8 protein-coding genes are annotated in these 9,736 nt (G+C 57.0%); 7 read left to right on the top strand and 1 reads right to left on the bottom strand.

Annotation, left to right across the window (positions count from 1 at the left end):
- The first annotated feature begins 153 nt into the window (after positions 1-153).
- Together BUC22_RS20245 and BUC22_RS20240 are read left to right on the top strand one after the other, a co-directional pair.
- A complete protein-coding gene (locus BUC22_RS20245; RefSeq protein ID WP_013381323.1) occupies positions 154-711 on the top strand; it encodes a YcbK family protein in 558 nt (185 codons plus the stop codon).
- Positions 712-830: 119 nt separating this feature from the next.
- Positions 831-2,039, top strand: a complete 1,209-nt coding sequence (locus BUC22_RS20240; RefSeq protein ID WP_013381322.1) for an AI-2E family transporter — start codon at positions 831-833, stop codon at positions 2,037-2,039.
- Positions 2,040-2,140: 101 nt separating this feature from the next.
- Here the strand turns inward: BUC22_RS20240 and BUC22_RS20235 are convergent, their stop codons facing one another.
- A complete protein-coding gene (locus BUC22_RS20235; RefSeq protein WP_013381321.1) occupies positions 2,141-2,701 on the bottom strand; it encodes a TetR/AcrR family transcriptional regulator in 561 nt (186 codons plus the stop codon).
- A gap of 231 nt (positions 2,702-2,932) precedes the next feature.
- Here BUC22_RS20235 and BUC22_RS20230 point away from each other — a divergent pair, with 231 nt between their 5' ends.
- From BUC22_RS20230 to BUC22_RS20210, 5 genes are all read left to right on the top strand, one after another.
- Positions 2,933-4,648: an NAD(P)/FAD-dependent oxidoreductase gene (locus BUC22_RS20230; RefSeq protein WP_013381320.1), complete on the top strand. Its 1,716-nt coding sequence runs from the start codon at positions 2,933-2,935 to the stop codon at positions 4,646-4,648.
- On the top strand, positions 4,645-5,904 hold the full coding sequence (locus BUC22_RS20225) for an NAD(P)/FAD-dependent oxidoreductase (protein WP_013381319.1): 1,260 nt from the start codon (positions 4,645-4,647) through the stop codon (positions 5,902-5,904). Before BUC22_RS20230 ends, BUC22_RS20225 begins: the two co-directional genes overlap by 4 nt.
- Positions 5,905-6,288 carry a DUF1667 domain-containing protein gene (locus BUC22_RS20220; protein ID WP_013381318.1) on the top strand — a complete coding sequence of 128 codons (384 nt, stop codon included), beginning with the start codon at positions 5,905-5,907 and terminating at the stop codon, positions 6,286-6,288.
- Entirely contained in the window at positions 6,278-8,020 is a 1,743-nt protein-coding gene (locus BUC22_RS20215; RefSeq protein ID WP_013381317.1) for an FAD-binding oxidoreductase, read from the top strand. Before BUC22_RS20220 ends, BUC22_RS20215 begins: the two co-directional genes overlap by 11 nt.
- Positions 8,021-8,155: 135 nt before the next feature.
- Positions 8,156-9,706: an FGGY-family carbohydrate kinase gene (locus BUC22_RS20210; protein WP_013381315.1), complete on the top strand. Its 1,551-nt coding sequence runs from the start codon at positions 8,156-8,158 to the stop codon at positions 9,704-9,706.
- Positions 9,707-9,736: the final 30 nt, after the last annotated feature.

Raw genomic sequence — 9,736 nt, 5'->3', positions numbered from 1 at the left:
CGGGTGGACACCACCAAGACCGACGTGGCCATTGAGGAAACAGCTTAAAAAAGGGGCGAAAGCCCCCTTTTTTAAGTGGAAGGTGGAAGGTGGAAGGTGGAAAGTGTTGGTACAAATCTGCAACCTTCCACCTGATCAAGAAGGGAGAACCCAATGAAAAACATCTACAAAACCATCAGTCGAAGATTAATCCTCTCAATCATGCTCCTCGTGTCCTGCGTCTTTTTCATCGGTATGAGTTTTGGACCGGAGGAGGCAGCGGATAAAGCGCCACCGCCCACAGTATCGGAAACAGCGACACAGGCGTCCGAACCAACCGTATCAGCGCCGGAGACGGAACCCCCGCCCGACGGGGACGTCACCGACGGCCCCTGGGCCTCGGCGCATTTCCTTATGGACGAGTATGCCTGCGACTGCGCCGGCGACTGTGACGGCTGGCCCGCGGAGATGGACCCGGAGCTGCTGGAGAAAATCGAGGCGCTGCGGTGTGCGTTTGACCGGCCCATCATCATCACCTCGGGTGTTCGCTGTGAAAGGCGCAATGCCGAGGTGGGCGGCATTGAGAATTCCTGGCACCTGAGTGGCCACGCGGCGGATTTGTACTGCCCGGGGGTTCCCTGTGACGAGGTGGCCGCTGTTGCCCGCACCCTGGGGCTTGGGGTCATCGAGTACCCTTACCAGCAGTTCGACCATGTGGAGATCTGGCGCTAAAGCGGTGAAAAGGGCTGTTCGTGCGGTTGGAGGACATGCTGATTCAGAAGCGTTGATTTTAAAGACTAAGTGTGGTAAAGTATGCATAAAACATGACAGATTTTAGACTGGAGGAATCTATGGAGCTAAGCAAGAAAACAGTCCGTACAATCATCGGCCTCATTGTGCTCACTCTGCTGCTCGCAGCGGGGCTGCGAAATTTTGGATCGGTGTGGGAGGCCTTTAACTTTGTGATCGGTTTGATCTTTCCCTTTATTCTGGGCGCGTGCATGGCCTTTCTCTTAAATATTCCCATGAGCGTCATCGAGCGCCATCTCTTTAGCGAAAAGCGCGTGAAGGGGCCTAAAATACGCAGACTGGTACGGCCTTTAAGCCTGGTGCTGGCACTTTTGCTGGTGCTTTTGATTATTGTGATTGTGATCTTTATCATTGTACCTGAGATCGCCAATACGGTCGGCGTTCTGGCGAACAGTGTGCCGGACTTTGTGAAGCAGGTGGAGGAATGGGCCACAGGTCTGGCAGGCAGCTATCCGGACATTGCGAAGCAGATCAGCGAGATAACCATCGACTGGACGAATTTTGGCTCAGAAATTGTCGATTTCCTGCAAAAGGGTCTCATGAGCTTTGTGGGCTCCACCTTTAACGTGGCCAGCAGCATCGCGAGCGGTGTGGTCAACTTTTCGCTGGGCTTCATCTTTGCCCTGTATGTGCTTTTGCAGAAGGAAAAGCTGGGCTCCCAGTTCAGAAAGCTTTTCTACGCCTACCTGCCGGAAAGGGTGACGGATAAGCTTTTAGAGGTCTTCCGCCTGTCCAACAGCACCTTCAGCAGCTTTGTGACCGGCCAGTGTACCGAAGCGGTGATCCTGGGCGCCATGTTTGTGGTGGTCATGCTGATCTTCAGGCTGCCCTACGCGCTGATGATCGGCGTGCTCATTGGCTTCCTGTCTCTGATTCCAATTTTTGGGGCCTTTATCGGCTGCTTCGTGGGGGCGTTTTTGATCCTCATGGTAAACCCCATGCAGGCGTTCTGGTTTATCGTCATTTTCCTGATCATCCAGCAGATCGAGGGAAACCTGATCTACCCCCATGTGGTGGGCGGCTCCGTGGGGCTGCCGTCCATCTGGGTGCTGGTGGCGGTCACCATCGGCGGCGGCGCCATGGGCATCACAGGAATGATCATCACCATTCCGCTGTGCTCGGTCTGCTACACGCTTCTGCGTGAGGCCACCGGCAAGCGCCTGAGCAGACGGCGGGTTCCGGAGGAAAAATATCGGATCGCAGGCGAGGCCGCACTGCCCGGGCAAGAAGAGCATCTGGACGAAATGTAAAATAAATGCCCCCCGGATTTAACAATTTCCGCCTTTTTTAAAGGCAGCTGTATCCCGTGTACCCCGGTCTCATGTCGGCCGGGGGTTTTTTATGCCCGTCCTCACTCGATTCTTTTGAAAATTTCCCCGGTCTGCTCAATGAAAAGACGGGTATCGAGGTGCTCGTTGCCCAGGGTCTGGTGGATAAAAAGCCCGTCAGACAGGAACAGAAGCAGCCAGGCCAGATAATCGGCGGGCACCTCGCTGGTGCGCTCGCTGATGCGCGCTGCGATGTATTCGGCAAATTCGCGGTAGCGTGACAGGAGCTTTTCCCGGATGCGCGCGTTGCCCAGCATGGCGTCGTAGAAAAAGTGGAGCCGCATCCCAGCGGTGCCCACATCGCCCTCCAGAACAAATTTTATGAGCCGGTGCAGGGAGGTGTCCTTTTCAGGATTTTCGACCCAGGCCACCAGGTTTTCGTACTGTTCGTCCAGATAACGGTCTGTGATGTCGAACAGAATGTCATTTTTGCTCTTGTAGTGGTAGTAAAGTGTTCCCTTGGAGATCCCCGCGCAATCGGCGATTTCGGCCAGGGAGATGTCAGATATTTTCTTGGTTTGCAGGAGGTCCTCGGTCGCCTTTATGATCAGTTCCCGGACGTCGTCCTTTCTCGGTGCTGCCATGTTCATCGCTCCCTTCATTTTTTTACAGTATAGCCTGTAATTTCTTTTTTGTCGAGCCGTTTTTAAGAGAAGGAAAGTAAACCTTGACAGAGGCTGAGAGAATTTGATACTATTAGCTTAAGAAAAGTCGGTCATATAACCGACTTGATAGTTGATGATTAACTATTAACTATCAACTATCAACTATCCATTATCCATTATCCATTATTCACTAGATAAAGGGGTGATTAAGTGAATGCAGAAAAAATGACCCGCAGACTGCGCGCCCGCTTTGGAGAGACGCTTTCTATACGGCTTGAGGACCGCGTTATCCGTGTAACCGGGCAGCTTTCAAACTGGGAGGACATCGTCTCGGCCTGCAGCATGTGCGTCAGTAAAAAGCCAGGCGTGCACGTGGTCAACGATATTATTTTTACGGGAGCCCATATGCCCGAAATGCGTGTGCCCGCGCTGAAAGACAAGGCCCTTGATGGGGCCCGGCCGGATGTGCTCATCATCGGGGGCGGCATCTCAGGGGCCAGCATCGCCAGGGAGCTGACCAGATGGCAGCTTGATGTATTGTTGGTGGACAAGGAGGCTGACCTGGCCATGCACGCCTCAGGCAGAAATGACGGCGAGGTGCACCCCGGGGTCGATTTAAACAAAGGGTCGCTGAAGCAGCACTATGTGCTTCTGGGCAACCAGATGTTTGATACGGTCTGCGACGAGCTGGACGTGCCCTTTGAGCGGTGCGGGCAGTATGTGGGCTTTACAAGCAAGGCCCTGTACCCTTTTATCCGAGCCTATGCCTGGCAGCGCCGCCATGTGTGTGGTGTGGCGGATACCCGACTCATGGGGCGCCAGGAGCTGCGAGAGCGGGAGCCGCGCCTCAACCGGGATTTTAAATTTGCGCTGTTTAATCCAAGCGCCGGGTGTGTGTGCCCCTATGGCCTCACCATCGCCTACGGCGAGAACGCAGTGCAGAACGGCGCGCGGATCAGCCTGAACACCGCCGTGCTTGGCATGAAGGTTGAAAACGAAGCCATCACCGCGGTGGAGACGAACCGGGGGACGCTGTACCCGGGGCTTGTCATCAACGCGGCCGGGGCCTTTGCCGAGGACATCGCCCGGATGGCCGAGGATTGTTTTTATTCCATTCATCCCCGCAGGGGGACCAACTCGATTCTGGATAAAAAGGCCGGGGGCCTGCTCTCTGGCATCGCCTCTATCAAGACACTGGAAAAGAACGTTGCTCACACCAAGGGCGGCGGCATTCTGCACACGGTTCACGGCAACCTGCTGGTAGGCCCCAACGCGGTAGAAACCTGGGAGAAGGAAAACTTCGCCACCGAGCAGTCCGCCATTGACGCGGTGTTTGAAAAGCAGAAGCTGACCGCCCCCGACCTCCGGGAACGGGATATCATCACCTATTTTACCGGTGTGCGCCCGGCGACCTTTGAGGAGGATTTTGTCATCGAGCAGGGCCGGCGGACAAAGAACCTGATCCACTGCGCGGGCATCCAGTCCCCGGGCCTCACGACCGCGCCGGCTGTGGCAGTGGATGTGGCTGAAATGGCGGCAGGCCTTCTGGGCCAGACGCGCGCCGTTCTGCCCAACGACCGTTTTAACCCCAGGCGGAAGGGCATTCCTGTTCTGAGGGAGCTGCCTGAAAAGGAGCGGGACCGTATGATCCGGGAAAACCCAGATTATGGTGTGATTGTGTGCCGGTGTGAGGAGATCAGCAAGGGTGAGATTCTGGACGCGCTGAGGTCACCGCTTTCGGTACCCACAGTGGACGGCGTAAAAAAGCGCGTGCGGCCCGGCATGGGCCGCTGCCAGGGCGGATTCTGTATGCCGCTGGTTACACAGATCATCAGCGAGGCCACGGGTATGCCCATCGAGGCGGTGCGTAAGGCCGGTGACGGCGCGGTCATCAGCTATGGAAAGACAAAGGAGGGAAGCCAGTGAAAAGCGTTGATGTTTTAGTTATCGGCGGCGGGCCAGCCGGTCTGGCGGCCGCCATCGCCGCGAAAAAGGAAGGTGCTTCGGTACTGCTCATTGAGCGTGAAGCCCGTCTGGGCGGCATTATGAAGCAGTGTATCCACGATGGCTTTGGCCTGATCCGCTTTGACGAAAAGCTGTCAGGGCCAGAGTACGTGGAGCGCTTTATGGATGAATTTTACGCTCTGGGCATCCCAGCCTTGCTTCAGACCTTTGTCACCTCGGTCTGTGAGAAGGAGGATGGCTTTGGCGTGACCGCGGTCACCCGAGAGGGCATGGCCGAGATCACGGCCCGCGCCATGGTTCTGGCCACCGGCTGCCGGGAGCGCACCGCCCGCCAGGTCTTTATCCACGGCACCAGGCCGGCTGGCGTCTTTACCGCCGGCACCGCCCAGCATTTTGTCAACCTTATGGGCCAGATGCCCACCAGGCGATGCGTGATTCTGGGCAGCGGCGATATTGGCCTCATCATGGCCAGGCGGCTGACGCTGGAGGGCGCCGAGGTGCTGGGCGTGTACGAGGTCAAGCCCACACCGTCGGGCCTTACCCGCAATATCGTCCAGTGTCTGGAGGATTATGAAATTCCTCTGCACCTCTCGCACACCGTCACTCGCGTCTTTGGGCAGGAGCGGCTGGAGGGCGTGGCCGTCGCCCGGGTAGATGAAAAGCTGAATCCCATCCCCGGCACAGAGGAAACCATTGCCTGCGACGCGCTGATCCTGTCCGTGGGCCTCATACCCGAAAATGAGATGGCCGAGCGTCTCGGAGCCGCCCTTGATCCGCGGACCAGAGGCCCGGTCTGCGATGACCGGCTGATGACAAGCGTGGACGGGGTATTCTCCTGCGGGAACGCCCTTCACGTCAACGACCTGGTGGACTATGTGTCCGAGAGCGGCGAGCTGGCCGGCAGGGCCGCTGCGGCTTACCGTCCGGGCCAGCGTGAGCAAAGTCTCGAAATTACACCGGATGATTCCATCGGCTATCTGGTGCCCCAGCGCGTCCGCCGGACCGGAGGGCTTGAACCTGCCGTCTTTTATTTCAGGAGCCGTGAGATCCTGAAGCGCGGCACCTTTACCCTGAGGGCAGACGGCCAGCCAGTGTTTGAGAAAAAGCTCAGAAACCTGAACCCCCCGGAAATGGAGCGCCTGGTCGTTGATTTTGGCGACCTCAGCCTGGATGAGGGCATCCGGCTGACCGCCGCCATCGAAAAGGGGGAAGCGTAAATGCGAGAAATGACCTGTATCACCTGTCCCAACGGCTGTATCCTGTCGGTTGAGGAAAAGGACGGCCGCATTGTGGTGACGGGCAACCAGTGCCCCAAGGGGGAAGCCTTTGCCAAAAGCGAGCTGACAAACCCCATGCGGACCATCAGCACCACCGTCAGCACCAGGGACCCGGCAGTGCCCGTCGTCCCGGTGAGGGTATCTGGCGAGATTCCAAAGGACCGGATTTTCGATGTGATGGAGGCAATCAACCGCCTTACTGTTACCGCGCCAGTCGGCCGCGGCGCCGTCCTGGCTGCCGATGTGCTGGGCCTGGGCGTGGATGTGATCGTGACCAGCGATGTGCTGATCACAGGCATGAAAGGAGAAAAAAATGCGTCATAAACCCTATAGAGGCTTTGAGCCCAAGTGGGTCAAAACCCCGGCCCCGGCGGACAGCTACCGCTCAATCTTCAGATGGGGCGATCCTGAGTTTGTCAAATATCCCAAGGAATCCCTGTTTAAGATGATGAAGGAAAAATTCCAGATGACGGATGAGGATTTCAAAACCTACGCGGGCGACATTGGCATGGACAGCGTGAAGCTTGACAGGCCCTGTCAGCTGCAGAAGGCCCATCTGGAGGCCTTCAGGGCCATTGTGGGGTCCGAAAACGTGACCACTGAGGACTACCCAAGGCTGGCCGTGGCCTACGGTAAAACCGGCTACGACGCAGCCCGCCTGCGTGAGAAGCGGATTGACAGCCTGCCCGATGTGGTGCTCTACCCCAGCGAGACCGAAGAAATTGAAAAAATCGTGGCCTACTGCACCGAGCACAGCATTCCCCTGTACGTATACGGCGGGGGCAGCAGCGTGACCCGGGGCGTGGAGCCCATCAAGGGCGGCGTTTCGCTGGATATGCGCAAAAATTTCAACAGAGTGCTGTCCTTCAACGAGACCGACCAGACCATCACCGTGCAGAGCGGAATCTCCGGCCCGCAGCTGGAGGACGCCCTTGAAAACGCCCCGGCGCGCTTTGGGGCCCGGCGGGCCTACACCTGCGGCCACTTCCCGCAGTCCTTTGAGTACAGCAGTGTCGGCGGCTGGGTTGTCACCCGCGGCGCGGGCCAGAACAGCACCTATTACGGCTGTATCACCGATATTGTGCTGTCCCAGAAATACGCCACGCCCATTGGCGTCATCCAGACCAGCCACTACCCCAGAGAGGCCACCGGGCCCGATCTCAACCAGATCATGATGGGCGGTGAGGGCGCTTTTGGCGTGCTCACCGAGGTCACGCTCAAGGTATTCCGCTACATGCCGGAAAACAGAAAACGCTTCTCCTATATTTTTAAGGACTGGGAAACTGCCAGAAAGGCGGCCCGTGAGATGATGCAGTGCGAAGCTGGTTATTCCTCCGTCTTTCGTCTGTCCGACGCCGAGGAAACAAACCTCATGCTGCGTCTCTACAATGTGGACGAAACCCCGCTGTGGAAGCTCCTGGACCTCCGGGGTTACGAAGACATGCGGCGGTGCCTGTTCCTGGGCTTTACCGACGGCGAGAAAGGCTTTTCTAAAAATGTGGCGAAAAATATCCGGCGCATCGCCCACCGCTACGGAGGTATGAGCCTGACCGCCTACGTGACCAAAAGTTGGGAAAAGGGACGCTTTAACGACCCTTATCTGCGGGACACCATGCTGGACTTCGGCGTGATGACCGACACCCTGGAATGCTCGGTCAACTGGTCCAATATGGGCAAAGTTCATAAAGAGGTGCGCGCTGTGTGCCACGCCCTGCCAAACACCATTGTCACCACCCATATGTCCCACTGTTATCCACAGGGTGCCAACCTGTACTTTATCTTCATCACCAAAATGTCCGACGCCGAGGCCTTTAAGGCCTACCACGCCACCATTCTGGACGCGATCCAGAAATCCGGCGCAGCCATGAGCCACCACCACGGCATCGGCAAAATGTTCGCCCCCTGGCTGGAAGGCCAGATCGGGCGCAGGGAATACGGCGTCTACCGGGCTCTGAAAAATTATTTTGACCCCGGCTACAACATGAACCCCGGCGGCACACTGGGGCTGGATTTGGAAGAAGGGGAGAAACGGTTCTTAAAGGAAATTGAGAATTGAAAATGGAGAATGGAGAATTAAAAGAGCAAAATCGCGGAGCGATTTTGATGATAATCAAATCGGCACAGCCGGTTTGGCCCTATAATTTTCCATTCTCAATTCTTCATTCTCCATTGTAAAAAGGGGGAGGCAAGCATGAATGACCGAATTGTACTTGTGTTTGACGTTGGCACCCAGAGCTCCAGGGCGGAGCTTGTAAATGACCGGGGCGAAATCCTGGGGAAAAGCCAGATCCGGCACGAGCCGCCCTATGTCTCAAAGGAGCCCGACTTTGCCGAGCGGGACCCGGAGCTGTATTACCAGAATATCTGTGAGGTGGCAAGGCAGCTGAGGGGGAGCTGCCCATCCCTTTGGGACCGGATCGAGGGCGTTTCCATCACCACCATCCGGGATACTGTGGTGTGCGTGGACAGCGATGGAAAGCCCCTGCGGCCGGCAATCCTGTGGCTGGACAAACGCCTGGCGAGCGGCGCGCCCAAATTGCCGCAGCTCTCAAAGGTGCTTTTTAAGGCCGTTGGGATGGATGCCACCGCCAAACTCCAATACCAGAAATCCCACTGCAACTGGATAGCCGAGAACGAGCCGGAAATCTGGGAAAAGACCCACCAGTATCTGCTGCTCAGCGGCTACCTGATCTACCGCCTCACCGGCAATATGGCTGACACGGCTGCCAGCCAGGTGGGGCACATCCCCTTTGACACCCAGCAGCGGGGGTGGCAGAAAAAGGGCGCTCTGACCCGCCCCATCTTTGACGTCGAAGCCGAAAAGCTCTGCCCCATCGTGGAATCGGGCGAGGTGCTGGGGAAAATCACCCCAAAGGCCGCCGGGGACACTGGCCTTGCCGAGGGGCTGCCCCTTATCGCCTCCGGCTCCGACAAGGCCTGCGAGGTGCTGGGCCTGGGCTGCACCACGAAGGAAAAGGCCGCCATCGGCCTGGGCACCACCGCCATGATCACTTTTACCATCGACCGTTATCTGGAGCCAGAGCGCTTCATCCCGCCTTATCCCTCCATTATCCCGGGGAATTTCACCCCAGAGATCGAGATATTCCGGGGCTACTGGCTCATCTCCTGGTTTAAGCAGGAGTTTGCCGAAAAAGAGGTGCGCCAGGCCAGAGAGCTGGGCGTCCCGGCCGAGGAACTGCTGAACCGGCGCCTTAAAGAGATACCGCCCGGCTGCGAGGGCTTGCTGTTCCAGCCCTATTTTACCCCCAATGTCACCATGCCCACCGCCCGGGGCGCGGTCATTGGCTTTTCAGACTGCCATACCCGTATTCATATTTACAGAGCCATCATCGAGGGCATCAACTTCGCACTTATGGACGGCATGCGCCTCATGGAAAAACGGGCAGGTCACTGCTTTGAGGAAATCTACCTGGGCGGCGGCGGTTCCCAGAGTGATGAGATCTGCCAGATCACAGCCGATATGTTCGGCATTTCCGCAGTCCGCACCCAGACCCACGAGGTGGCAGGCATCGGCTGCGCCGAAGCCGCCTTTGTGGGCCTCGGCGCCTTTAAGGACTACCATGAGGCTGTGGCCGCCATGGTGCACAAAAAGGACGTTTTTACCCCAGATATGGAGCAGTATAAAATCTATAAAGAGCTCTATCACGAGGTGTTTAAAAACATTTACGGCTGCCTGTCAGGGCTCTACAGCAGGCTGCACGAAATTTACCACCGAAAATAAAAAGAACGAAAAAAGAAGATGCGGCGTTTT

It is taken from the genome of Eubacterium callanderi, assembly GCF_900142645.1.
GTDB classification, from domain to species: Bacteria; Bacillota; Clostridia; order Eubacteriales; family Eubacteriaceae; genus Eubacterium; species Eubacterium callanderi.
Note: the sequence above shows the minus strand (reverse complement) of the source record. Positions and strands in the feature narration are given on the sequence as shown.

Excerpts from the sequence above, each read along its gene's own strand:
- BUC22_RS20245 (WP_013381323.1), top strand. The coding sequence starts at position 154 with ATGAAAAACATCTACAAAACCATCAGTCGAAGATTAATCCTCTCAATC.
- BUC22_RS20240 (WP_013381322.1), top strand. The coding sequence starts at position 831 with ATGGAGCTAAGCAAGAAAACAGTCCGTACAATCATCGGCCTCATTGTG.
- BUC22_RS20235 (WP_013381321.1), bottom strand. The coding sequence starts at position 2,701 with ATGGCAGCACCGAGAAAGGACGACGTCCGGGAACTGATCATAAAGGCG.
- BUC22_RS20220 (WP_013381318.1), top strand. The coding sequence starts at position 5,905 with ATGCGAGAAATGACCTGTATCACCTGTCCCAACGGCTGTATCCTGTCG.
- BUC22_RS20215 (WP_013381317.1), top strand. The coding sequence starts at position 6,278 with ATGCGTCATAAACCCTATAGAGGCTTTGAGCCCAAGTGGGTCAAAACC.
- BUC22_RS20210 (WP_013381315.1), top strand. The coding sequence starts at position 8,156 with ATGAATGACCGAATTGTACTTGTGTTTGACGTTGGCACCCAGAGCTCC.